19 protein-coding genes, 16 tRNA genes and 3 rRNA genes are annotated in these 24,552 nt (G+C 46.5%); 3 read left to right on the forward strand and 35 right to left on the reverse strand.

The genetic code is table 11. From position 1 onward, the window contains the following. Positions 1 to 80: 80 nt before the first annotated feature. The 4 genes from ACXQIQ_RS09840 to ACXQIQ_RS09855 form a co-directional block, all read right to left on the reverse strand. A complete protein-coding gene (locus ACXQIQ_RS09840; RefSeq protein WP_439298943.1) occupies positions 81 to 614 on the reverse strand; it encodes a hypothetical protein in 534 nt (177 codons plus the stop codon). Between the two features lie 107 nt (positions 615 to 721). Beyond that, positions 722 to 895, reverse strand: coding sequence for a hypothetical protein (locus ACXQIQ_RS09845; RefSeq protein WP_439298942.1), 174 nt, complete (start codon positions 893 to 895; stop codon positions 722 to 724). 52 nt (positions 896 to 947) lie between these two features. Next, positions 948 to 1,502 (reverse strand): signal peptidase I, encoded by a 555-nt coding sequence (lepB, locus tag ACXQIQ_RS09850; RefSeq protein WP_439298941.1) that lies wholly within the window; start codon positions 1,500 to 1,502, stop codon positions 948 to 950. Positions 1,503 to 1,806: 304 nt separating this feature from the next. Continuing rightward, the gene (locus tag ACXQIQ_RS09855; protein WP_439298940.1) at positions 1,807 to 3,702 is read right to left on the reverse strand and encodes a PrkA family serine protein kinase; all 1,896 of its coding nucleotides are present in this window, start codon (positions 3,700 to 3,702) and stop codon (positions 1,807 to 1,809) included. A gap of 140 nt (positions 3,703 to 3,842) precedes the next feature. Here ACXQIQ_RS09855 and ACXQIQ_RS09860 point away from each other — a divergent pair, with 140 nt between their 5' ends. Next, positions 3,843 to 5,717 carry a transglycosylase domain-containing protein gene (locus ACXQIQ_RS09860; RefSeq protein WP_439298939.1) on the forward strand — a complete coding sequence of 625 codons (1,875 nt, stop codon included), beginning with the start codon at positions 3,843 to 3,845 and terminating at the stop codon, positions 5,715 to 5,717. Positions 5,718 to 5,737: 20 nt separating this feature from the next. Here the strand turns inward: ACXQIQ_RS09860 and ACXQIQ_RS09865 are convergent, their stop codons facing one another. From ACXQIQ_RS09865 to ACXQIQ_RS09890, 6 genes are all read right to left on the reverse strand, one after another. Continuing rightward, complete coding sequence (locus ACXQIQ_RS09865; RefSeq protein ID WP_439298938.1) at positions 5,738 to 6,304, reverse strand: DUF5366 family protein; 567 nt, start codon at positions 6,302 to 6,304, stop codon at positions 5,738 to 5,740. Between the two features lie 341 nt (positions 6,305 to 6,645). Next, positions 6,646 to 7,116 (reverse strand): tRNA (uridine(34)/cytosine(34)/5-carboxymethylaminomethyluridine(34)-2'-O)-methyltransferase TrmL, encoded by a 471-nt coding sequence (trmL, locus tag ACXQIQ_RS09870; protein WP_439298937.1) that lies wholly within the window; start codon positions 7,114 to 7,116, stop codon positions 6,646 to 6,648. A gap of 209 nt (positions 7,117 to 7,325) precedes the next feature. After that, complete coding sequence (locus ACXQIQ_RS09875; protein WP_439298936.1) at positions 7,326 to 8,216, reverse strand: amidase domain-containing protein; 891 nt, start codon at positions 8,214 to 8,216, stop codon at positions 7,326 to 7,328. 241 nt (positions 8,217 to 8,457) lie between these two features. Then, positions 8,458 to 8,991, reverse strand: coding sequence for a methylated-DNA--[protein]-cysteine S-methyltransferase (locus ACXQIQ_RS09880; protein ID WP_439298935.1), 534 nt, complete (start codon positions 8,989 to 8,991; stop codon positions 8,458 to 8,460). Positions 8,992 to 9,048: 57 nt separating this feature from the next. Next, positions 9,049 to 10,194 (reverse strand): tRNA epoxyqueuosine(34) reductase QueG, encoded by a 1,146-nt coding sequence (gene queG, locus ACXQIQ_RS09885; RefSeq protein WP_439298934.1) that lies wholly within the window; start codon positions 10,192 to 10,194, stop codon positions 9,049 to 9,051. A gap of 51 nt (positions 10,195 to 10,245) precedes the next feature. Continuing rightward, positions 10,246 to 11,952 (reverse strand): ABC-ATPase domain-containing protein, encoded by a 1,707-nt coding sequence (locus ACXQIQ_RS09890; RefSeq protein WP_439298933.1) that lies wholly within the window; start codon positions 11,950 to 11,952, stop codon positions 10,246 to 10,248. 79 nt (positions 11,953 to 12,031) lie between these two features. Here ACXQIQ_RS09890 and ACXQIQ_RS09895 point away from each other — a divergent pair, with 79 nt between their 5' ends. After that, on the forward strand, positions 12,032 to 12,697 hold the full coding sequence (locus tag ACXQIQ_RS09895; RefSeq protein ID WP_439298932.1) for a B3/B4 domain-containing protein: 666 nt from the start codon (positions 12,032 to 12,034) through the stop codon (positions 12,695 to 12,697). A gap of 128 nt (positions 12,698 to 12,825) precedes the next feature. On the opposite strand, the gene ACXQIQ_RS09900 is transcribed toward ACXQIQ_RS09895, so the two are convergent. From ACXQIQ_RS09900 to ACXQIQ_RS10005, 22 genes are all read right to left on the reverse strand, one after another. Continuing rightward, a complete protein-coding gene (locus ACXQIQ_RS09900; RefSeq protein ID WP_226548549.1) occupies positions 12,826 to 12,999 on the reverse strand; it encodes a YqaE/Pmp3 family membrane protein in 174 nt (57 codons plus the stop codon). Positions 13,000 to 13,070: 71 nt separating this feature from the next. Further along, positions 13,071 to 13,793, reverse strand: a complete 723-nt coding sequence (locus ACXQIQ_RS09905; protein ID WP_439298931.1) for a DUF421 domain-containing protein — start codon at positions 13,791 to 13,793, stop codon at positions 13,071 to 13,073. A gap of 156 nt (positions 13,794 to 13,949) precedes the next feature. Continuing rightward, positions 13,950 to 14,034: transfer RNA gene (locus ACXQIQ_RS09910), tRNA-Leu, on the reverse strand. A gap of 33 nt (positions 14,035 to 14,067) precedes the next feature. Further along, positions 14,068 to 14,156, reverse strand: a tRNA-Leu gene (locus ACXQIQ_RS09915). Between the two features lie 10 nt (positions 14,157 to 14,166). After that, positions 14,167 to 14,241 (reverse strand) — tRNA-Cys (locus tag ACXQIQ_RS09920). A 66-nt stretch (positions 14,242 to 14,307) separates the two neighbouring features. Next, a tRNA-Gly gene (locus ACXQIQ_RS09925) sits at positions 14,308 to 14,382 on the reverse strand. A gap of 6 nt (positions 14,383 to 14,388) precedes the next feature. Further along, a tRNA-Gln gene (locus ACXQIQ_RS09930) sits at positions 14,389 to 14,463 on the reverse strand. 6 nt (positions 14,464 to 14,469) lie between these two features. After that, positions 14,470 to 14,545: transfer RNA gene (locus ACXQIQ_RS09935), tRNA-His, on the reverse strand. 23 nt (positions 14,546 to 14,568) lie between these two features. Then, positions 14,569 to 14,642: transfer RNA gene (locus ACXQIQ_RS09940), tRNA-Trp, on the reverse strand. Between the two features lie 3 nt (positions 14,643 to 14,645). Continuing rightward, positions 14,646 to 14,730 (reverse strand) — tRNA-Tyr (locus tag ACXQIQ_RS09945). 89 nt (positions 14,731 to 14,819) lie between these two features. After that, positions 14,820 to 14,895: transfer RNA gene (locus ACXQIQ_RS09950), tRNA-Thr, on the reverse strand. 7 nt (positions 14,896 to 14,902) lie between these two features. Further along, positions 14,903 to 14,978 (reverse strand) — tRNA-Phe (locus tag ACXQIQ_RS09955). 4 nt (positions 14,979 to 14,982) lie between these two features. Continuing rightward, positions 14,983 to 15,058, reverse strand: a tRNA-Asp gene (locus tag ACXQIQ_RS09960). 163 nt (positions 15,059 to 15,221) lie between these two features. Continuing rightward, positions 15,222 to 15,298, reverse strand: a tRNA-Met gene (locus tag ACXQIQ_RS09965). 15 nt (positions 15,299 to 15,313) lie between these two features. Beyond that, a tRNA-Val gene (locus ACXQIQ_RS09970) sits at positions 15,314 to 15,389 on the reverse strand. A gap of 8 nt (positions 15,390 to 15,397) precedes the next feature. Further along, positions 15,398 to 15,472, reverse strand: a tRNA-Glu gene (locus ACXQIQ_RS09975). 31 nt (positions 15,473 to 15,503) lie between these two features. Continuing rightward, positions 15,504 to 15,596 (reverse strand) — tRNA-Ser (locus tag ACXQIQ_RS09980). A gap of 1 nt (position 15,597) precedes the next feature. After that, a tRNA-Asn gene (locus tag ACXQIQ_RS09985) sits at positions 15,598 to 15,672 on the reverse strand. Positions 15,673 to 15,685: 13 nt separating this feature from the next. Continuing rightward, positions 15,686 to 15,801: ribosomal RNA gene (rrf, locus tag ACXQIQ_RS09990) — 5S ribosomal RNA — on the reverse strand. A 62-nt stretch (positions 15,802 to 15,863) separates the two neighbouring features. Beyond that, a 23S ribosomal RNA gene (locus tag ACXQIQ_RS09995) occupies positions 15,864 to 18,800 on the reverse strand. Between the two features lie 186 nt (positions 18,801 to 18,986). After that, positions 18,987 to 20,537, reverse strand: a 16S ribosomal RNA gene (locus ACXQIQ_RS10000). The 16S, 23S and 5S rRNA genes sit together here with 16 tRNA genes alongside, the layout of an rRNA operon. Positions 20,538 to 20,948: 411 nt before the next feature. Next, on the reverse strand, positions 20,949 to 21,818 hold the full coding sequence (locus tag ACXQIQ_RS10005; protein ID WP_439302034.1) for a nucleotidyltransferase-like protein: 870 nt from the start codon (positions 21,816 to 21,818) through the stop codon (positions 20,949 to 20,951). Between the two features lie 156 nt (positions 21,819 to 21,974). Between ACXQIQ_RS10005 and ACXQIQ_RS10010 the strand changes: the two genes are divergently transcribed. Then, entirely contained in the window at positions 21,975 to 22,340 is a 366-nt protein-coding gene (locus ACXQIQ_RS10010) for a YgzB family protein (RefSeq protein ID WP_439302035.1), read from the forward strand. A 20-nt stretch (positions 22,341 to 22,360) separates the two neighbouring features. On the opposite strand, the gene perR is transcribed toward ACXQIQ_RS10010, so the two are convergent. The 3 genes from perR to ACXQIQ_RS10025 form a co-directional block, all read right to left on the reverse strand. Continuing rightward, the gene (gene perR, locus ACXQIQ_RS10015; RefSeq protein ID WP_439302257.1) at positions 22,361 to 22,798 is read right to left on the reverse strand and encodes a peroxide-responsive transcriptional repressor PerR; all 438 of its coding nucleotides are present in this window, start codon (positions 22,796 to 22,798) and stop codon (positions 22,361 to 22,363) included. A gap of 106 nt (positions 22,799 to 22,904) precedes the next feature. Continuing rightward, the gene (locus ACXQIQ_RS10020) at positions 22,905 to 23,456 is read right to left on the reverse strand and encodes a cob(I)yrinic acid a,c-diamide adenosyltransferase (protein ID WP_439302036.1); all 552 of its coding nucleotides are present in this window, start codon (positions 23,454 to 23,456) and stop codon (positions 22,905 to 22,907) included. A gap of 2 nt (positions 23,457 to 23,458) precedes the next feature. Further along, on the reverse strand, positions 23,459 to 24,409 hold the full coding sequence (locus ACXQIQ_RS10025; protein WP_439302037.1) for a D-2-hydroxyacid dehydrogenase: 951 nt from the start codon (positions 24,407 to 24,409) through the stop codon (positions 23,459 to 23,461). Positions 24,410 to 24,552 lie beyond the last annotated feature (143 nt).

Genomic DNA, 24,552 nt, shown 5'->3' on the forward strand with positions numbered 1-24,552 from the left:
TGTCCATGAAGTGGGATGATGTAGGACAAAACTGCCTCCGAAAGTAAAAAAACGACCTGTTCGTACAGGTCGTCTCATAATCAGTCCACTCTTATGATGATTTCATTCAGTTTATTCCCATCCGCTATGATGCTGATTTTCCACGTTCCCTCTTTTGGGAATTGAAAGGTGACAGGATAGGCATACGGCACATTCTCACTCGCTTGCTCAGTGAGGATCTTATTTAACGGATCTGCTCCGCCCCATTTACGTGTCGCTTCCAGCTTAAGCTCTTCGTACGGAGCCCAGGTGAGAATTTCTGTTTCGTACTGTTCATCCGCTTGCGGTCTTTCATTCATGACAATACCTACATTTGTTTTACTGCCCGCATATGTAACGGGTTCCGAACCGATGGTAACTGGATACGTCCAGCTTTCTCTCCACTCCGCTTCGTGCAGTCCATTGAAATGGGCTCCGAAGAAATAGGCGGCAACTCCCAATATGACGGCCTGTGCTAATACAAAGCTTTTCTTCGTTTCGAACGCGTGCATCATCTCGGAATGAGGTGCGACAAAATACAGGATGATGAAAATCGCAAACGTGATCAGCATCACAATTCCAAGTACAAGAAACATCGTCTCTCTCCCCTTTCTCTACTAATATGTACGATGGAAGAGAGCAGAAGTTTCGTATTTCAAGGAAAAAGAGGATGACCCATCGGGATCATCCTCTTCATATATGCCTATTCCTTATCGTCTTCTTCTTGCTCATGTTGGACTGGGTCAGGCGTTTTACCGCTTTTCCTGACATCCTCATTCGTCGAGACGTTTTCCATTACTTTGCTGTGTTCTTTCATTTCTTTCTCGTTTCGTACCATCGAACTGTTTTTAGGCTCTTCGCCTTTGTTTTTAGTCATGGTTACCACCTCTTGAAACTATCGTTACCCAAAATCAAGATTTCATAAACCTCTACTGGATGAGTTTGAATTCAGAGACTGGCCAATAACGTAAATTCACTTCTCCGACGATGTTCTCCACTGGCACAAAGCCGATGTGACGGCTGTCGATGCTGTGTAGGCGATTGTCCCCAAGGACGAAAACCGTCCCTTCAGGAACCCGCTCTTTCTTTGTGATATCTTTTAACGTAAAGTCTCCAGTCAATTGCGAGCCTTGCTGCAAGTCTTCACGGAAACGCTCTAAATATGGCTCCTCTACCGGTTTATCATTGATGAATAGTTTATCATTGCGATACTCAATCTTATCACCGGGCAGACCGATGACACGTTTGATGTAGTCTTCTTGTTCATTCGCTCGAAAGACGATTAAATCAAATCGGTTAGGATCAGAAATGTCATAGTTGATTTTATTGACGATTAAACGGTTGCCTTCTTGGATCGTCGGCATCATGGACTCTCCGAATACGACATAATTCGTAAACAGGAAATGACGGACGACAAACGCAATCAGAAGGGCAATGCCGATTGCTTTAATCCATTCCCAAAAACTGTTCTTTGTTTTGGTCATGTATGTTTACACACCCTTTTTTACCTTTGATATCTTTAATCTACCATTTTATACAATTTAATAGCAAGTGCACCAAAGGTTAAACTTGTGTAAAGTTTTTGACAAACCTTACGGCGGTGCCAGGTACGATAATACAAAGCAGGTGTATCAACGGTTTTGATTCGGTACCAGGTACCATTTTTCAATCCTACTCCCCCAACGGCTTACAAATGGTACCTGGTACTGCCGTTCGTCATTCAACCCAAAAAAGGCGCACTGCTGTACGCCTTTTCTCTTTCATCCATTCCTATACTCTTGTCACCATCTAGCGGTTCAGCAAGCTTCCGACATAGCGGAGCAGCTCATTCGCCGAAATGGAATTGTATCCGTGCTCATCAATCAAGCGAGCGATAACTTCGTTTACCTTCTTCAACTGCGACTCATCCGGTGTCTTCGTGGACGTGGTAATCTTTACGACATCCTTCAAATCAGCGAACAGCTTCTTCTGGATCGCTTCACGTAAACGCTCATGAGAGTTGTAATCGAATTTCTTGCCTTTACGAGCATACGCCGAAATACGGATCAAAATCTCTTCACGGAATGCTTTCTTCGCATTCTCTGAAATACCGATCTGTTCTTCAATGGAACGCATGAGCTTTTCGTCTGGATTCATCTCATCACCTGTCAATGGATCGCGTAACTTATTCTTGTTACAATACGCTTCTACGTTGTCGAGATAATTGTCCATAAGTGTTTTGGCAGACTCTTCATAGGAATAGACGAATGCCTTTTGTACTTCTTTCTTCGCAATATCGTCGTACTCTTTACGTGCGACCGATATGAAATTGATATACTTCTCGCGGTCTTCCTTCGAGATCGAAGCATGTTGATCGAGTCCATCCTTCAACGAGCGTAACACATCAAGCGGACTGATGGCTGGTACTTCTTTACGTATGATTGCAGATGATATCCGGTTGATGACATAACGCGGATCGATTCCGCTCATTCCTTCATCATTGAACTCCTTCTTCATTTCCTCGACATCCGCCGTGTTAAAGCCCTCTACATTCTCACCATCATAGAGTCGCATCTTTTTCACAACATCGACACCTTGCTTCGATGACTCCTTCAACCTCGTCAATACAGAGAATATCGCAGCAACACGTAAGGCATGAGGAGCAATATGAATGTCACCGATGTCACTGTCACTGATCATCTTTTCATAAATCTTCTCTTCTTCTGTCACCTTCAGGTTATAAGGAATCGGCATGACGATGATCCGTGAATGCAACGCCTCATTTTTCTTATTCGAAATGAACGACTTGTACTCTGCTTCGTTCGTATGCGCTACAATCAGCTCATCCGCCGAAATCAGTGCAAAGCGGCCCGCCTTGAAATTCCCCTCTTGCGTCAACGACAATAAGTGCCATAAGAACTTCTCATCACACTTCAACATTTCCTGGAACTCCATCATCCCTCGGTTCGCTTTGTTCAACTCACCGTCAAAACGATAGGCACGTGGGTCTGATTCGGAACCGAATTCAGCGATCGTAGAAAAGTCGATGCTACCTGTCAAATCGGCAATATCTTGAGACTTCGGATCGGACGGACTGAACGTCCCGATCCCTGTCCGCTTATCTTCACTGAAGAAGATTCGCTCGACCATCATGTCCTCGATACGGCCATCGAACTCCTGCTCCAAACGCATCATGTTCAGCGGAGACAACGAACCTTCAATACGGATGCCATACTCCTTGTGGAAATCATCGCGCATGTTGTGAGGAATCAAGTGCAATGGATCCTCATGCATCGGACATCCTTTGATGGCATATACTGCGCCTTCGTCTGTCTTGGAGTAAGCTTCCAGTCCCCGCTTCAACATCGTAACGATTGTCGATTTACCTCCACTGACTGGACCCATCAACAGCAAAATACGCTTACGGACATCAAGCCTTTTTGCAGATGGATGGAAATACTCCTCAACAAGCCGCTCTACCGAATCTTCCAGCCCAAAGATCTGATTGGAGAAGAAATTGAACTTCTTCTTTCCATTCATATCTTCAATGCCATGACTTTTAATCATATTATAAACACGAGAATGGGCAGATTGAGCAACTTCAGGACGCTCTCGTAAAATCTCCAAATATTCAGCGAAGGTACCTTCCCAAACCAGTCTTTTTTCTTCTTCACGATGCTGTTGCAATTTACCTAAAATATCCATGAGTACCCCCTCCAAGGAATAATCGTACATGTAATACATCGTATGCCCGGACACCCGGTAACATTCGATTTCTTTTGAACCAGATGGTTTCCAGACATGGTAAACTATAGAAAGACACTCTACTTAAGGACAGGATGTACGTGAGACTTTTCGCAGGATATATCATAACAGCAAGCCTTTTGATGGTGATGTACGCCTTCTCAGATGATGTTTGGGCCGACCTCCAGCAAGTTGAATCACCGACCGATATGATTGAAAATCAGGTCCCGATTGAAACGATCGACCTGACCGAAAGTTCGACCGTCCATGCGCAAGATGGTACGAAAATCGCCACCTTACACGGAACCGAACATCGAAATTACATACCTTTTGAACAACTGCCGATCTCGGTCATTCATGCGTTCGTTGCGGCTGAAGACAATCATTTTTTCGAGCACACCGGAATCGACGGGTCCGCCATCATCCGGGCGATGATTGTGAATGCCCGCTCCCAAACGCCTCAGCAAGGCGGAAGCACGATCACCCAGCAGCTTGCAAGGAACTTATTTTTATCACACGCCAAAACATATAAACGAAAGCTGAATGAAGCCTTCTTCTCTTATCAACTGGAAAATCAGCTGTCAAAAGAGGAAATTTTCGAGCTGTACAGTAACGCCATCTACTTCGGAAACGGCGTGTACGGTATCGAAACCGCCAGCCAGTATTATTTCGGTAAAACCGTACGGGAGTTGTCCCTCGGAGAGATCGCTCTGCTCTGCGGTATTCCGAACAGCCCGAATCACTATGATCCGACGCGGCACCTGGAACCAGCCATGAGCCGTCAGCACTACGTCCTTCAGAAAATGAAGGAAAACCAATTCATCACAGAGGAAGAATGGCAACAAGCGAAAAAGGAAAAAATCACCCTTCAGGTGACAAAGTCTGAGTATCTATACCCAGATTACACGTCCTATGTCCTTCATGAGTTGAAGCAACTCATCCGACACTCTGAGGGTTTTGAGGAAAAATGGCAGCAAGCTAACTTAGACGAGGAAAAGGAGAAAATCGACCGTGAACTTGATCAGTTCGTGTATGATCTCGTGTACAAGCAAGGCGTCAAAATCGAAACGCACCTGAACACGACGCTACAGAAGGAGGCACAAAAGGGGCTGAAGACATTGCCAGCACAAGTGGAAGGCGCTTTCGTCATCCTTGATCATCAGACCCGACAAGTTGCCGCCATGGTGGGCGGAAAAAACATGAAAGCGAATGAATTCAACCGAGCCTATCAAGCCTATCGACAGCCTGGCTCAACGATCAAACCATTGCTCGCTTTTGCCCCCTTTTTGGATGTAACTTCGACACCACTGAATGTACCGATCAACGCCTCGCCCATTTGTAAAGGAGACTACTGTCCTCAAAACTACGGAAACGCAGTTTACGGAAAAGTTTCCATCCGAGAGGCAATCGGAAAATCGATCAACACAGCAGCGGTACGACTGACGGACAGAATCGGTGTGAAGAAAGCATTCAACTACCTGGAGCCTTTTGATTTTCAGGAGGTCTATGAAACCGATCAGAAATTGTCTTCAGTACTCGGTGGTTTTACAAAGGGGGTGAGCCCGCTCGAGATGACGAATGCCTATACGACGTTCAGCAACGGAGGCAACTACCAGCCTTCCCGAGCCATCAAGCGTGTATTGAAGCCAAATGGAGAGTTGCTCTATACATGGGGTGACAAACCGAAGGAAGTGTGGTCCAAAAACACGAACGACAAGATGCGTACGCTATTGAATCATGTGATGACGAGCGGGACTGGAAGACAAGCGTCTATTCCTGCTCCTTATATCGGTGGCAAAACAGGAACGACGAACAACACCAAAGATCTCTGGTTCATCGGAATGACTGACCGTTATACAGCAGGCATCTGGGTCGGAAAAGACAAACCCGCTCCGATCCCTTACGTGCAAAGCCAGGCTCAACACATGAAAGTCTGGAAGCAGATCATGAGAACGACACTACGTCAAAAGGGATGACATCACTGTCATCCCTTTTTTTATCCAGGTAAGATACTAGACATGAACGCTTTATAAACTTGTAGGACCGCATATAAGACGCCTAATGTAAAACAAGCCCAAAACAGCATGTGCATGAAGATCAATCCGAACATCCCTGCCGTCGTCAGAGCAGAGCCCGCCTTATAAACAAAGTAAAAGAAGTAGATGAAAGCTGTCAGCACGAATAGTATCGGTAAGAGAATGGTTGATTTGACCAGTAGAATCGAACAAAGACTGCCGACGAGAAAGATGGAACTGCCTCCTCTGATCTGATTCAACGTCGCCCCTTCCCCTTCTTTTGAAAAGAAAAATAGGGATAACTCAATCAACGTGTCTGAGATCAACTTCAAGGCGGCGAACAACATGAAAAAGAGCAACGTACAGATGAACCAGAGCGCTAATTCGATTTGAACGTTGGAGAACAGCTCTGTCATCCCGCGATAAATCCCTAACCGCTTCAATTGTCCGATGAGATACGCTTCCGTATAATAACCGAAAGACGAACTGAATAAAATGATGGCAAACAACGGGAAATACCCCGTCAAATATGTGTTTTTCCCCAGCATGTAAAACTCCCAGTATGTATTTTATCTAATGTAATCGGTTCCTAGATTGCCATTTGGAAACAAGAAACCATATGATCCCTTTTCATTATTACATTTTTGTCACAGTTTTTCATATACAATTCTGTGTGATTTGCTATAATGGTATGTATGAATGGATATACTATGCTCTAAAGGAGGATGTTATATGAGCTTTGTCCTCATTTTAGGTGTTATTCTTGCCTTTTTAGTAGCTATTTTCACTGCTGGATATAATGATCGTCCAGGTACAAGAAAATAACTGTGGTCTACATACCACAAGAAAACGACTGAAATCCGCAAAGGATTCAGTCGTTTTTTTGTGCCTATTTTAAATGCAGATAGTCCAGCTGTCTCAAAGCCTCGTACACGAGAATCGCAGCTGTGTTGGATAGGTTCAAAGACCGCACATTGTTTGTCATCGGGATACGCAGGCAACGATCTGCATACGCCTCCTTGACTTCGTCCGGAAGACCAGTGGTTTCCTTACCGAAGACGAAGTAGTAATCTTCTTCAGGATTGCTGTAATCAAAGGATGTATGCGGCTTCTTGCCAAACTTGGTCAATAAGAAATACTCGCCTTCCGTCTGTTCGAAAAACTCATCGATCGAGTCATAATAAGTAATGTTCACATGCTCCCAATAATCCAGCCCCGCTCTCTTCAACATCTTGTCATCCGTGGAAAAACCAAGCGGACGAATCAAGTGCAAATGCGTATCGGTCGCTGCACAAGTACGAGCGATATTCCCTGTATTCGCAGGAATTTCAGGCTGATACAAAACGATATGGACTGCCAACTTCATTCACCTCTTTTAAAAACTAAAACCTCATCCATTATAGCATGTCCAAATTGACTTCGCAGTTTCAATAGCAGTACTCATAGCAGTGCCATGCACCGAAATGAACCCGTTGTCTCCCAACGGTTCAAGATCGGTGCCTGGCACCATCTGAACGTCCTTCTCCCCCAACGACTCTTTGAGCGTACCTGGTATGACACAGTTGTTTTTTACCCGTCTACGATGTGAAAGAATTTATATTTGATCTTCGGTGTATAGGCTGTCGAGTCGGTGTAATCCCAATAACGCATGCGGCTGTTATGGGTGTGCGCATTAACGAGTGGCATCCCCATTTCATCCTTCGCAACGACGATCGTATTATGCTGCCAGCGCCCGTCACCATCAAAGTCATAGCAGATGACATCTCCCGGAATAAGCTGTTCCGCTGATCGTACCTCTTGCCCTCTCAAGCCTTGCTTGGACCCGCTCAAATACCATCGTAACGTGTTGGCGACAGCCCAGCTAAAGCTCCAGTTATTACTACGATACCACCAGCCCTTGGACCGGTTCGGGTACCCTCGCATCGGCGCACCACCCGCATGCAAGCACTGAGAAATGAAATTAGTACAATCATTTTCAAATAGCTTGTAAGCCGTATTGTGAGAGTTCCACCACCTCTCCGCATATCTTACTGCTTCCAACCGGTTGTAGCGGTATCGGGGCATCGGAACGATTTCCTCATCCCGCTCGATTGTCGGTAGGTCAGACCGTTCCATACCTTCTTCAATGAGCGATTCATCACGGATGATTTCATCGTCTTTGATCGTCGCTTTTCTTTTTTCCAGACACTCTTCTATATAGAATTTCACGGTTTGCTTAATCAAATAGGAACGCAGAACTAAATAGACGACCTCTTCCCTGTCCCCTTGCTGTGTGCGCTCGATGATCTTCGCTTTAACTTGAGCGTTGACGATGACCGCATTCCGCTCTTTCATGCTTTTCGCCCTTCGAACCAACGCCTCTCCTTCAAGCGTACTGATCCGCTCATCCTTCATGTAGTCCATCGTATAGGAGGCATTATGTTCTTCAATATAGTTCTGCAATGTCGTCAGCCAATCCATCCCCCAACCCCCTCAGTCATTCTCCATTCATGTCTATGGTTGATAAGTGGAAAAAAGAACCCTGTTGTACAGGGTTCTACCGAATTGAGCGGATTAGGTTGTCTTTCTATCCTCAATAATGCTGAAAACTTAAAATGAAGGACAGAAAGAGGTCCTTTCTATGCGTGATATCGCTCAAAAACCAAAATGACGGTACGAAACCAAAAAAGGACCGACCACGCAGGTCAGCCCTCTAAATCAACTAAGAACAAATTCGAGACGGTTGCTGTTCTAAGTTTAACAAGATTTCTTTCTTATCGAGTCCGCCGCCGTACCCGACTAATGATCCGTTGCTTCCAATGACACGATGGCATGGAATGACGATCGGGAGCGGATTCTTGTTATTCGCGTTTCCGATCGCTCTTACCGCTTTCGGTGAGCCGATCATCGTCGCGACATCTTTATAGGAATAGGTTTCACCATATGGTATTTCCCTCAAACCTTCCCACACTTGCTTTTGGAATTCAGATCCATGCAAATCAATCGGAAGATCGAACGACTTGCGCTGCTGAGCGAAATACTCATTGATTTGGGTGATGAAAGACTGAAATGAACTTAAATCATACGTCAGCTCTGCTTTCAGTGCTTGTTTCTTCAACCAAGCATTGATAAGAGGAAGATTTTCCTCTGCCGTCCCAAAATCAATACGGCATAAACCTTTTTCAGTTTTGAGTAACGTAAGGGGACCGACTGGACTGTCCATCTCCCCATATTGCACATATAGTGTCGTCTCCATCTTATCCCTTCTTTAACCCTTTTGCATTATCATACTTAACGTTTTTAGATAAAACCATTACGATTTTACGTGATTATCAAGCATATTCAGGCCTCTATCGATTTCACCTATGACATCTGCGTCTTTTTCTCTCTCTTTCGCCTGTTTAAGCGCTTTTTCAGCTTGACTTCCCTGGATTTTACCTAGTGCCCAGGCTGCCGTCCCACGGATGACTGGACGAGGATCTTCCATCAAGACATGCGTCAATTCCGGCAATGCCGTTTCATCTTTAAAATTGCCCAATGCAATGATTGCATTTCGCTGAATCGGCTTCTTTCCTCTCCATGAACCAGAGACTGGACCGAACTGTTCCTTGAACTCACGATTACTGATCGTCAATAAAGGCTTCAACTTCGGCTTCGCGATTTCAGGATCGGGCTCCATTTCAGGATGATGATGAAAGTCCTTCCCCTTATTTTCAGGGCAGACTTGCTGGCATGTATCGCAGCCGTATAAACGGTTGCCAAGCTTCTCTCGATAACGTTCAGGTAAGAACCCTTTCGTCTGAGTCAAAAACGCAATGCATTTATTGGAGTCCAATTGCCCGCCTGTCACGAGCGCACCTGTCGGACATGCATCCACACATTTGTTGCACGTGCCGCATTGGTCCGTCATTGGCGTATCGGGCGGAAACGGTATCGTGGTGATCAATTCTCCAAGATACACGTAGGAGCCAAACTCAGGTGTAATGGTTGCGCAGTTTTTACCGCTCCAACCAATTCCAGCGCGTTCAGCTACCGCACGGTCGGACAGTTCTCCTGTATCGACCATCGAAACGACCTTCGCATCTGGATCGAGTTCAGCGATGTATTGTTCGAGCTTCTTCATCCGATCTCGCAATACATCATGGTAATCTTTCCCCCAGGAGGCACGGCAGAAGATTCCTCGACGGTCTTCCTTCGTACTTCTTGGTGCGTCCTTCATTTTGGAAGGATAGGCAAGCGCGATAGAGATGATGGAACGCGCTTTAGGTAAAAGCCGCTCCGGTTCCGTCCGCTTTTCAATATCCGACTCCTCAAAACCGGATTGATAGCCGAGGTCTTGCTGCGTCTTCAACCGTTCTTTCAGCTCCACGAACGGATCCGCAGTCGTAAACCCAATTTTATCAATGCCGATTGATTTACTATATGCAACGACTTTTTCTTTTAACTGGGCACCTGTCATCGTTTGACCCCCTTTCTTTAAAAAAGTATTTATTGAACTGGTTTTAAACCGCTATTGTTCAACCTTCAGCGTACGTAAACGGTTCAATGCTGAAGCTAATTCTAACATACGGGGCCGCGCCAAGTCACCAGGGTGCTGGTTAGGAAATTCTGTAAATGATGCTAGTCCGCTTTCATCGAGCTGCCTTTCCACTCGCTCCAGCATATCGGAAACGGTCAGACTACCTAGCCATTTCTTTTTCTCGATAAAATGTAGGATTTCAGCGATCGCTCTCGTCTGACTTGCATCTGTCAGCTGTTCTACATAGTCGATCTTAATATCCGTAGTTCCATACTGGATCGTATGAAGACCTCTCGCTGCAACCTTGGACCGCTTCCCTTTCTGACTATCTAGACTGGATGCTTGAGGCTTCCTCGACTGGATCTCACCGAACCGCTCTCCGCCTTCTCTTTTACGATTCGAGACGGACGTCCTCGCAATTTCCTTCGCTTCATTCGTCACATCGAACGGGCGGTATTGATCCATAAGAATGACCGTATCTGCCACATCGAAATAATCTCCCGAACCACCCATCACAAGCAAAGTGGACACATCATGCTCTTCATATAACTGCCTCACTTTATCAATGAAAGGGGTGATTGGTTCTTTCTCCTTCGATACGAGGTGCTGCATCCTTTCATCACGGATCATGAAGTTGGTCGCGCTCGTATCTTCATCAATTAACAGGGCACGAGCATCTGCTTCGAGCGATTCAACGATGGTTGCCGCCTGGGATGTACTCCCACTCGCATCTTCGGATGTAAAATGGGTCGTCGTTTTACCGAATGGAAGGTTCTGAATGAACGGTGAAATATCGACATTCGTAATCTTTCGGCCGTCTTCTGCACGCACTTTCATCGCCTTCGTATCCGTCAGTACGAACTCGCGCCCATCCCCACTGATATGGTCATAAACGCCACGTTCAATCGCTTCTAACATCGTACTCTTTCCGTGGTAGCCGCCACCGACAATCAATGTGATGCCGTTCTGGATGCCCATCCCTTGAACCGGCTCCTTCCGATGGGGAACTGGAATCGATACTGTCATAGACTCAGGAGCTTCAAACGCCACCACTTCATTCGTTCGGAGCGGACGATCACTAATTCTACTCTCTCGCGGTAAAACCGATCCGTTCGCGATGAACGCAACGAGATTGTTCCCAGCCATGAACTCACGGATGGCATCCTGCTGATCACATAACTCAACAGCATCGACGACTGTTTCTTCTTTTAATGAAAAAATCGAGTCTTTCAAAATTTGAGGAAGAAGAGTCACCAGCATTTTTTCTGCCTGTTTACCCAGTACCTTCCGACCTCTTGCCGGAAGTCCAACAGATAGACAGACGATGACAGAACGGTCTGTCAGCTGGACAGCTGTCCGATCCAGCAATTCTTGAGCGGGACGATCAATCACGATGACGCCACTCTTACCAGATCCGCCGGCCCGATCATCCATCTGACGAATCGCTTTTGCTACACTTCTCGCGATCGTATCTTCCACTCTGATTTTACGTGAAGTCGTCGATTCCCAATCTTCTTGTAAAATCGTCCGCTCTTTCGGAATCTCTAAACGGATCTTAGATGGCGCTGCGAATGGATCACCTTGGACATGATCGATATGAAGAGTGAAACCATCAAAACGATACTTTCCCCGGATGTCTTTATACGCTTTATAACCTTTCCCATCAATTCTTTTCAGAATGGATTGCAATTTGTCCATGATTGTAAGCACTCCTTTTTCAGTTGCAAAATCTATTATGGTACACTTAGTGAAAATACATAATCAGTGAGGTGACATAATGAATTTCACCATTTCAAATCAGCTCAAACAAGCAGTACCAAACTTCAAAGTCGGTATCATCCAATATCATGGTATCACGGTTGCTGAGCCTCCTAAAATGTTAGCTGGCCGCTTGCAGCTTTTCCAGGAATCATTAATGCTCGATGCTGAAGATCAGCCCGTTTCAGAAATCGGTCCGATTCAAGAGTGGCGTCAAATTTTCAAAGCGTTAGGCACGGATCCTTCCAGATACCGCCCATCATCAGAAGCGCTGCTCCGCCGCGTTTATAAAGGCTCACAGCTTGGCTCAGTCCACTCTGCAGTCGATACGAACAATTTCTTTTCCTTACAATATCAAATCCCACTCGGAATTTATGACGCTACCAACATTAAAGGTGATGTCATGGTGGACATAGGCGCAAATGAAGACGCTTATGAGGGCATCAATGGACGGGTGATGGATATGAGTAACAAGATCATCACACGAGATGATGAAGGGGCATTCGGAAGCCCGATCGTCGATTCGAAACGCACAATGGTCACAGAAGATACGACAGATGCCCTGCATGTCGTCTATTTCCAACCTTCACTGTCAGATGAACATGCCAATGATATGCTGCAAGCTATAGAGAAAATGTTCATCCAAGTCCACGGAGGAACAGCCAAGTCCTATATATTCAAGTAGGCCTTGCAAAAATAAAAACGCAACACCCCGTTACCTGTGAACGAAGCACTGCGTTAAACAAGTTTCTATCATTATAAGTCAGAACTGAATGATTTATGTACAAAACCTCCAAGTGGAGGTTTTTTCATTTACGCCATGCTTCCTTTACCAACGGAACGCTTTTGATGGATGACGAAAAACGCGTGGATCACACCCGGTAACCAACCAATCAAAGTCAAAACCAAGTTAATCAATGTTTGTGTTTTACTTCCGGAAAGAAGTACAGCAAGAGGCGGAAGTAAAAGTGCTAATATATACATCATGTCTGAGCTTCCTCCTTTATTTCGTGTAGTATAGTCATACCCCGGTAAAATTAAGCTTAAACGTTCGATGATCAATGGTAGATAGGAGGAGCACTTTTTGCGTCCAATGATTTCTCAGACACATGTAAATTCTTCTTTTCATCAATAGAGGCAAAGAAAACATCCTCATAGTCAGTAATCCCTAGATGACCCAGTTTTGTTTTCAACCATTTTTCATTGACTTGAACGACATTCAGAACCTCACGATACAGCGTACCTTCAACAATCAAAGGATACGCTAGATCGACATGTGGCTTATAAATCTGTAAATCCTCTACGGTTACCGGGGATTTTTCCGGCTTTTTCAACACGGTCAATTGCCCATTCGCTTCTATGATCCCAAGTTTTACACTCGTAATGTCAAAAATGTCTTTCTCCCTTAACATGAGAAGAACATTATCAATCGAGTATTGCATGTTTTTGAGATTTTCAATGATAAATGAACCGTCCTGGATCACCACCGTCGGTTCAAAAGTAACCAGCTTTCCAAACTTCCGATTCATGATCTTCAATTTTGCAACGAGTTTTTGAAGGATTCCAATCAGAATAATAGCGACAATGGTATGAATATGTACGACATCCGGTTCCGCAATATCCGCACCGACTACAGACCCTAATGTAAGTAAAATCAATAAATCGAATACAGGAAGTTCTCCAATGGACCTCTTTCCCATAAACAAGGTCACGACTAAAAGTAAAGGAAGAATGGTTACGACCCTTCCGAATAAGATGAGTAATTCTTTTGCCATCTCCACTATGAATCCCTCCGAACAAGCAAAATCAAAAACCACATATTCCTATGGTCTACAATTCGAAAAGATGTATGTAAAAAAACACACTGTGTGCTTTATGAGACAACAAAAAAAGCCAATACTTTGAGTTAATCAAAGCATTGACTTTAGATTATGTAATGGTACCGGTGGTCGGGGTCGAACCGACACTCCGTGAGGAACACGATTTTGAGTCGTGCGCGTCTGCCAATTCCGCCACACCGGCATGTGTCAATAAAAGAAAGATATTAAATTCATATGGTGCCGAGGGCCGGACTTGAACCGGCACGGTAGTCACCTACCGCAGGATTTTAAGTCCTGTGTGTCTGCCAATTCCACCACCCCGGCTGGGTAGTTATGGAGGCGGCACCCGGATTCGAACCGGGGGATAAGGGTTTTGCAGACCCGTGCCTTACCACTTGGCTATGCCGCCGTACTCTATCTTATGTTTTATATAAAAAATCGAGTACCACTTTCGGCAGTTCATTTAAGAATTTAATGGAGCGGAAGACGGGATTCGAACCCGCGACCCCCACCTTGGCAAGGTGGTGTTCTACCACTGAACTACTTCCGCGAAATTTGGCTGGGCTAGCTGGATTCGAACCAACGCATGACGGAGTCAAAGTCCGTTGCCTTACCGCTTGGCTATAGCCCAACGTAATGGGGCGACTGATGGGAATCGAACCCACGAATGCCGGAACCACAATCCGGTGCGTTAACCACTTCGCCACAATCGCCATTATTATTTTAGTTGTAAAATTGGCAGGGGTAGTAGGAATCGAACCCACACTGGAGGTTTTGGAGACCTCTGTTCTACCGTTAAACTATACCCCTAAATGGTGGAGGGGGACGGATTCGAACCGCCGAACCCTGAGGGAGCGGATTTACAGTCCGCCGCGTTTAGCCACTTCGCTACCCCTCCAAAGAGACAATTAATATTGTAGTACAGATTTCACTCTGTTTCAAGTGTAAAATCAGGAATCATAACCAATCTATTCCTGAAAGAGAAAATGGTGCTGGCCAGAGGACTTGAACCCCCAACCTACTGATTACAAGTCAGTTGCTCTACCAATTGAGCTAGGCCAGCAAACCAATGGTGGCTCGAGACGGAATCGAACCGCCGACACGAGGATTTTCAGTCCTCTGCTCTACCGACTGAGCTATCGAGCCAAGATGGCGGACCCGACCGGATTCGAACCGGCGATCTCCTGCGTGACAGGCAGGCATGTTAACCCCTACACCACGGGTCCATCTTGTAAGAATTTAATTTGGTTGCACCCTTACGGGTACCACGATCTAAAACTAACTATGAAGTAAAATCGACGTAGTAAGTTTTAATTTGGTTGCACCCTTACGGGTACTTCAGATATTCATTGAAAGAATGTCGATTCGACGTTGTTCAATGAATTATTTTGGTTGCGGGGATAGGATTTGAACCTACGACCTTCGGGTTATGAGCCCGACGAGCTACCAGACTGCTCCACCCCGCGACGATATGAATTAAATGGTGGAGGATGACGGGATCGAACCGCCGACCCCCTGCTTGTAAGGCAGGTGCTCTCCCAGCTGAGCTAATCCTCCAATATGAATGGTGACCCCTACGGGATTCGAACCCGTGTTACCGCCGTGAAAGGGCGGTGTCTTAACCACTTGACCAAGGGGCCGATATATAGTTATGTAGTATGAATTTCTTAATGGCGGAGAGCGAGGGATTCGAACCCTCGGTACGGGTTAAAACCGTACACACGATTTCCAATCGTGCTCCTTCGACCTCTCGGACAGCTCTCCGTGGCTCCGCAGGCAGGACTCGAACCTGCGACCGATCGGTTAACAGCCGATAGCTCTACCACTGAGCTACTGCGGATCGATATAGTATAGCCCGGCGACGTTCTACTCTCACAGGGGGAAGCCCCCAATTACCATTGACGCTGAAGAGCTTAACTTCCGTGTTCGGCATGGGAACGGGTGTGACCTCTTCGCTATCGTCACCAGACTATGAAGTTGAAGGAACCATTCCTTCAAAACTAGATAACGGTTCTTGAAAACGTAAGTATTGTGGTTAAGTCCTCGATCGATTAGTATCTGTCAGCTTCACGTGTCACCACGCTTCCACACCAGACCTATCAACCTCATCATCTCTGAGGGATCTTACTCGCTTGACGCGATGGGAAATCTCATCTTGAGGGGGGCTTCATGCTTAGATGCTTTCAGCACTTATCCCGTCCACACGTAGCTACCCAGCGATGCTCCTGGCGGAACAACTGGTACACCAGCGGTGTGTCCATCCCGGTCCTCTCGTACTAAGGACAGCTCCTCTCAAATTTCCTGCGCCCGCGACGGATAGGGACCGAACTGTCTCACGACGTTCTGAACCCAGCTCGCGTACCGCTTTAATGGGCGAACAGCCCAACCCTTGGGACCTACTTCAGCCCCAGGATGCGATGAGCCGACATCGAGGTGCCAAACCTCCCCGTCGATGTGGACTCTTGGGGGAGATAAGCCTGTTATCCCCAGGGTAGCTTTTATCCGTTGAGCGATGGCCCTTCCATGCGGAACCACCGGATCACTAAGCCCGACTTTCGTCCCTGCTCGACTTGTAGGTCTCGCAGTCAAGCTCCCTTGTGCCTTTACACTCTGCGAATGATTTCCAACCATTCTGAGGGAACCTTTGGGCGCCTCCGTTACACTTTAGGAGGCGACCGCCCCAGTCAAACTGCCCACCTGACACTGTCTCCGAACCGGATCACGGTCCTGGGTTAGAATTTCAATACCGTCAGGGTAGTATCCCACCGACGCCTCCACCGAACCTAGCGGTCCGGCTTCTAAGGCTCCTACCTATCCTGTACAAACGATACCAAAATCCAATATCAGGCTACAGTAAAGCTCCATGGGGTCTTTCCGTCCTGTCGCGGGTAACCTGCATCTTCACAGGTACTATAATTTCACCGGGTCTCTCGTTGAGACAGTATCCAAGTCGTTGCACCTTTCGTGCGGGTCGGAACTTACCCGACAAGGAATTTCGCTACCTTAGGACCGTTATAGTTACGGCCGCCGTTTACTGGGGCTTCGATTCAGAGCTTCTCCCGTAAGGGATAACCCCTCCTCTTAACCTTCCAGCACCGGGCAGGTGTCAGCCCCTATACTTCGCCTTACGGCTTCGCAGAGACCTGTGTTTTTGCTAAACAGTCGCTTGGATCTTTTCACTGCGGCTCTCTCGGGCATACACCCTATCAGAGCACCCCTTCTCCCGAAGTTACGGGGTCATTTTGCCGAGTTCCTTAACGAGAGTTCTCCCGAGCATCTTAGGATTCTCTCCTCGCCTACCTGTGTCGGTTTACGGTACGGGCACCTCTTTCCTCGCTAGAGGCTTTTCTTGGCAGTGTAGGATCAGGGACTTCGGTACTTTAGTTCCCTCGCCATCACAGCTCTGCCGTATGGTGGACGGATTTGCCTATCCACCGGCCTTGACTGCTTGGACGCGCATATCCATCAGCGCGCTCTCCCTACCTTCCTGCGTCCCCCCGTTGCTCAAACGGAAAGGAGGTGGTACAGGAATATCAACCTGTTGTCCATCGCCTACGCCTTTCGGCCTCGGCTTAGGTCCCGACTAACCCTGAGCGGACGAGCCTTCCTCAGGAAACCTTGGGCTTTCGATGGAGAAGATTCTCACTTCTCTTTTCGCTACTCATACCGGCATTCTCACTTCAAAGCGCTCCACGAGTCCTTCCGGTCTCGCTTCTCAGCCCTTCGAACGCTCCCCTACCACTGTACCAAAGGTACAATCCATAGCTTCGGTGATACGTTTAGCCCCGGTACATTTTCGGCGCAGAGTCACTCGACCAGTGAGCTATTACGCACTCTTTAAATGGTGGCTGCTTCTAAGCCAACATCCTGGTTGTCTGGGCAACTCCACATCCTTTTCCACTTAACGTATACTTGGGGACCTTAGCTGATGGTCTGGGCTGTTTCCCTCTCGACTACGGATCTTATCACTCGCAGTCTGACTCCCGTGGACAAGTTCCTGGCATTCGGAGTTTGACTGAATTCGGTAATCCTGTGGGGACCCCTAGTCCAATCAGTGCTCTACCTCCAGAACTCTCACCACGAGGCTAGCCCTAAAGCTATTTCGGGGAGAACCAGCTATCTCCGAGTTCGATTGGCATTTCACCCCTACCCACACCTCATCCCCGCACTTTTCAACGTGCGTGGGTTCGGGCCTCCATTCAGTGTTACCTGAACTTCACCCTGGACATGGGTAGATCACTCGGTTTCGGGTCTACGACAACGTACTCCTTCGCCCTATTCAGACTCGCTTTCGCTGCGGCTCCGTCTTCTCAACTTAACCTTGCACGTTATCGTAACTCGCCGGTTCATTCTACAAAAGGCACGCCGTCACCCGTTAATGGGCTCCGACTACTTGTAGGCACACGGTTTCAGGATCTCTTTCACTCCCCTTCCGGGGTGCTTTTCACCTTTCCCTCACGGTACTGGTTCACTATCGGTCACTAGGGAGTATTTAGCCTTGGGAGATGGTCCTCCCAGATTCCGACGGGGTTTCACGTGTCCCGCCGTACTCAGGATCCACTCTGGAGGGAACGACGTTTTGGCTACAGGGCTGTTACCTCTTCTAGCGGGCCTTTCCAGACCGCTTCGCCTACGCCGTTCCTTTCTTACTCCGTATAGAGTGTCCTACAACCCCAAGAGGCAAGCCTCTTGGTTTGGGCTGATTCCGTTTCGCTCGCCGCTACTCAGGAAATCGCGATTGCTTTCTCTTCCTCTGGGTACTAAGATGTTTCAGTTCCCCAGGTCTGCCTTCTCATACCCTATGTATTCAGGTATGGATACTGTCCCATTACGGACAGTGGGTTCCCCCATTCGGAAATCTCCGGATCAAAGCTTACTTACAGCTCCCCGAAGCATATCGGTGTTCGTCCCGTCCTTCGTCGGCTCCTAGTGCCAAGGCATCCACCGTGCGCCCTTCATAACTTAACCACGTTATGAATGAACTTACACTTTACTTACTTTGTCATTAAATGACGTTTCGATGTCTTGTTTTCAAGAATTTTCGTTATCTAGTTTTCAAGGAACAGTGTTTGAAAGAACATAAGCTCTTTCAAAACTAAACAAAAGCCAAAGCGTGTTGCCCCGAAGGGCTTATGTCCTAAAAGAACTCCTTAGAAAGGAGGTGATCCAGCCGCACCTTCCGATACGGCTACCTTGTTACGACTTCACCCCAATCATCTGTCCCACCTTCGGCGGCTGGTTCCAAAAGGTTACCTCACCGACTTCGGGTGTTACAAACTCTCGTGGTGTGACGGGCGGTGTGTACAAGGCCCGGGAACGTATTCACCGCGGCATGCTGATCCGCGATTACTAGCAATTCCGGCTTCATGCAGGCGAGTTGCAGCCTGCAATCCGAACTGAGAATGGCTTTATGGGATTCGCTCAACCTCGCGGTTTTGCTGCCCTTTGTACCATCCATTGTAGCACGTGTGTAGCCCAGGTCATAAGGGGCATGATGATTTGACGTCATCCCCACCTTCCTCCGGTTTGTCACCGGCAGTCACCTTAGAGTGCCCAACTGAATGCTGGCAACTAAGATCAAGGGTTGCGCTCGTTGCGGGACTTAACCCAACATCTCACGACACGAGCTGACGACAACCATGCACCACCTGTCACTTCGTCCCCCGAAGGGGAACCTTCTATCTCTAGAAGTAGCGAAGGATGTCAAGACCTGGTAAGGTTCTTCGCGTTGCTTCGAATTAAACCACATGCTCCACTGCTTGTGCGGGCCCCCGTCAATTCCTTTGAGTTTCAGCCTTGCGGCCGTACTCCCCAGGCGGAGTGCTTAATGTGTTAACGTCAGCACTGAGGGTGGAACCCCCCAACACCTAGCACTCATCGTTTACGGCGTGGACTACCAGGGTATCTAATCCTGTTTGCTCCCCACGCTTTCGCGCCTCAGCGTCAGTTACTGGCCAGAGAGCCGCCTTCGCCACTGGTGTTCCTCCATATATCTACGCATTTCACCGCTACACATGGAATTCCACTCTCCTCTCCAGTACTCAAGTCCCCCAGTTTCCAATGGCCCTCCACGGTTGAGCCGTGGGCTTTCACATCAGACTTAAGAGACCGCCTGCGCGCGCTTTACGCCCAATAATTCCGGACAACGCTTGCCACCTACGTATTACCGCGGCTGCTGGCACGTAGTTAGCCGTGGCTTTCTGGTTAGGTACCGTCAAGGTACCGCCCTATTCGAACGGTACTTGTTCTTCCCTAACAACAGAGCTTTACGACCCGAAGGCCTTCATCGCTCACGCGGCGTTGCTCGGTCAGGCTTTCGCCCATTGCCGAAGATTCCCTACTGCTGCCTCCCGTAGGAGTCTGGGCCGTGTCTCAGTCCCAGTGTGGCCGATCACCCTCTCAGGTCGGCTACGCATCGTCGCCTTGGTGAGCCCTTACCTCACCAACTAGCTAATGCGCCGCGGGCCCATCTGTAAGTGATAGCCGAAGCCATCTTTCAACTTTCCACCATGTGGTGGTCAGTATTATCCGGTATTAGCCCCGGTTTCCCGGAGTTATCCCAGTCTTACAGGCAGGTTGCCCACGTGTTACTCACCCGTCCGCCGCTAATCTCAGGGGAGCAAGCTCCCCATTGATCCGCTCGACTTGCATGTATTAGGCACGCCGCCAGCGTTCGTCCTGAGCCAGGATCAAACTCTCCAATAAAGTGTTTGATTGCTCATTAAATGTAAATCGAAATTGATTCAGGGTTCTTATAAAAAGACCCGTTTCACGCTTGGCTTTTGTTCAGTTTTCAAAGAGCTGTTTCCTTCGATGTCGACCCGCAAAATACGATGTCTTTTATCGAAGAATTTTGTTTGTCGTTGTCTTAACAGCGACTTTTATAGAATATCATCTGCAAGCTCCGCTGTCAACGACTTTTTTTGCTGTTTTCTTTTTTCTTTCGTGGTTTACAAAAGAAATATCCCGCCGCCTTCCGTAGCGACGAGATATAATATACCATGCTTCAAAAAGAAGTGTCAATAACAATTTCGTAATTAATTTAGATGTTTGTCTATAAGTAGTTCACCATTCAATTGGATCACTTAATGGAGAATTCTATCTATAAAGAATGACTTACTTTCTGAACTGATAAGTCCTGTGGTAAATCCCTTTCCCCTTTGTTTCGTTACGAACGACTTGAATGTACTCTTTTTCGATAAGATGCTCAATCATTGCTCCTAGATCGATCTTATAATCTTCCATTTCAGGATGCTGCATCAATTCATAGAAAGACCAAGAATCGACTTTTGTCTGCATGATATCTTTCAGATGACGAGAACCAAGCTCCGTTTTGGATGAGAGAGAAAACTCATTTGCCAGAAGTAACAGTTCAATCCGTTTATGGATCGGTTCATCACTGGACGTCAATTCTTCATATAATTTGTAGATTTCCGGTTCAATCTGTCTCACCTGGTTCCAAACCGTTACCTCTGGATAGAAACCATGTTCAATGACAGATAACCTCGCTAGATGATGTAGGGCATGGATAATATTATTGTAAGCATCAAGGTAATGACCGGCATAATATAGTTCTTTTCCATCTGAAAAACGACGGACAAGCTTTGCGAACTCGATACCGATCTTCTTCTTACGTTCTGCAAGAGGAAAATCGTTGATCCTCTTCTTCAATGCATCTACGAATTCATTTCGATCAAACAATACTTTACCATTGACTACCCAATCCACGACTCTTCGGTGCGAGCCGAGCATCAACCATTCATTGAGCTGCTGGAGGTCGACCACATGAAGGGCTGCCTTTTTATCCTCAAACTCATAATGCTTGACCTGCCATGAGTCTTCTGCTTTTTCCACAATAATGAACAAAATGACATCGAAGTGATCCGTCGAAGGGCTGAACGCTTTGTGCTTCTCGACCAACAATACCCCCAGGGTTTCCTCTCGACTAGCTCTTTCCTGATAGAGCGGTCGTAATATATCTTCCATCTTTTCAATCATCTCCTGTATGAATGTCCGTGTTCTTCACTTTTTACATTATTCCATATGATATCGGTTTTTCCTTTTACAATATGAAAAGTTAAAAGATTGTTCATGATTTCGAAAAATATCTTTGCTATACTGTGTGCAGGAGGAATGTATATTATGGATATCAAATATACAAGTAAAATAAATAAAATCAGGACCTTTGCACTAAGCCTCGTGTTCATCGGAATCGTGATTATGTATGCAGGTCTTTATTTTAAAGCCAGCTTTACTGTTATGACCATCTTCATGTTAATTGGATTTCTTGCAACATTATCGAGCGCTGCCGTATATATATGGATCGGAATGTTATCCACGAAAGCTGTTCAGGTCGAATGCCCGAACTGCAACAAGGTCACAAAAGTGCTTGGTCGTGTAGATGCATGCATGTTCTGCAAACAACCGCTAACGTTGGATCCTAACCTTGATGGTGTGGAATTCGATGAAAAGTATAATCACAAAAAGAAGAGCAAAGAAAAAAGCTGAGGTATGGACCTCAGCTTTTTTTAGTGGACTTTTTGACAATCCGGACAAGTGCCATACACTTCCATCCGGTGATTATTTACTTTAAAACCGGTAACATGTTCCGCAACGTTCTCGACTTCATCCAATCCTGGATAAGAAAAATCGACGATCTTACCACATTCCTCACAGATGACGTGGTAGTGATCGGTTGTTACACAGTCAAACCGGCTGGATGAATCACCATAGGTCAATTCCTTGACGAGTCCAGCGTTTTTGAATACACGCAAATTGTTATAGACGGTCGCAACACTCATATTTGGAAACTTGCTTTCTAATGCTTTATAAATCTCATCTGCCGTTGGATGAGACAACGTTTGAATCAAATACTCTAAAATCGCATGACGTTGGGGCGTTATGCGAACTCCCGCATCTTTCAACGTATCAACCGCTGTCTGTAATCGGCTTTCTTCATGAGTCATCGTCATGCACCTCTCTTCCGAAAGACATTCTTACTTTATAATATTTATAAATAGTGTACACGGTACTTGTGAATGTTGTCAATTAAAACCCTTATGGTGCTTGACTTCACTCTTCTTCATGCAGAATAGGTTCAGTCATACCTGATTGCTGGTTTACATATCTCGCTGCGACGAACAAGAAATCCGACAAGCGGTTCAAATAGGAAAGTACGAGCGGATTGACGTCTTCGATTGCTACGGCTTGACGCTCAGCGCGCCTTGAAACCGTTCGTGCGACATGAAGGGCTGAAGCCGATTGTGAACCTCCAGGCAAGATGAACTGCTTTAATGGCGTAAGTTTATCATCCCAACGGTCAATCGCTTCTTCGAGGAAAGAAATATCCTTTTCTTCGAGCGTCCATCCGACCTTTTTCCCTTTCGGTGTCGCAAGTTCCGCTCCGACATGGAACAGGACCGTTTGGACTCTTAGCAATGTTTTCTCGAAATCGACCTTCCATTCCCGATCATTCTCGTCCAAGTGACTAAGAGCCAGACCGATCATCGAGTTCGCCTCGTCACACGTACCATACGCCTCTACTCTTGCATCGTTTTTAGGGACGCGATCTCCATAAACTAATGACGTTGTGCCTTTGTCGCCTGATTTTGTGTAGATCTTCATTCTTAATACCCCCTATTAACATCGATTTTATTCATATAGTTCCCTTCACCAGTCCGGTACACGCGGAGATTAGAGAGGAATTGTTCAAATGCTCTGTCCTGATATTGAGGTGTAATACCCGAAATATGCGGAGTGACGGTCACATTCTCCATTTCCCATAGGACGCTGTCTTCTGGTAAAGGTTCTTCTTCCATGACATCCAGTACAGCATGAGCGATCTGGTTTTCACGCATCGCTTCAACCAGACCATCCTGGTCGACCGTTGTCCCTCTTCCGATATTGATAAAAACAGCATGCTCTTGCATCTGCTCGAAATGTTCTTTTTTCAAAAGTTGATGCGTTTCCTTCGTCCTTGGTAACACGGAAACGAGGAAATCCACTTCTTGTAACAGGCTGTCAAGCTCAGAGATTTTCATCGTCTCATCGAAATGATCGGCAGGGTTTCCACTTCGGTTTACGCCAATCGTTTTCATGCGGAAAGCTTTTGAGAGCCTTGCAATTTCCGAACCTATCGCACCTGCTCCTAAAACACCAATCGTCTTCCCATGAAGTTCTTCCATCTTAACGCGGCGATTCCACACTTTATCCTTCTGGTTCTCATGAATCAGCGCTAGATTACGGGTAACCTGAAGCATCATCCCAATCGTGTATTCGGCCATCGGTACCTGGTGGATGCCTCTTGCATTTGTAACGAGCATGTTTCGTTCTTTAATCGCCTGGAATGGCATCTTATCGAGACCAGCCGATAGAACATGAATCCATTTCAAGTTGGTCGCTACTTGTATGGATTCGGGTTTTAAATCTTCCCCATACGTCAGGAGGATATCGGCCTCAGGTAAATAAGGAGTCGCTTCCTCAATGTTCTGGCAGAACTGCCACTGGATATCTGGATAGTCCTTCGTCAATTGATCTTTAATTCTAGAACGGATTTTAGCTGAAGATACAATGAACATCGTTGTTCCACCTCTGTTATATATGTAGGATTACAAGTTTATCATTGAAGGATTGAATTCTCAGTTGCCGTTAAAGACTCTTTCGCACCCTGAAAACTGTAATTCTCCATTTTCGGGCATCGCAAGCCTCAAACTCACTGCCA

It is taken from the genome of Pseudalkalibacillus sp. Hm43 (assembly GCF_054170705.1).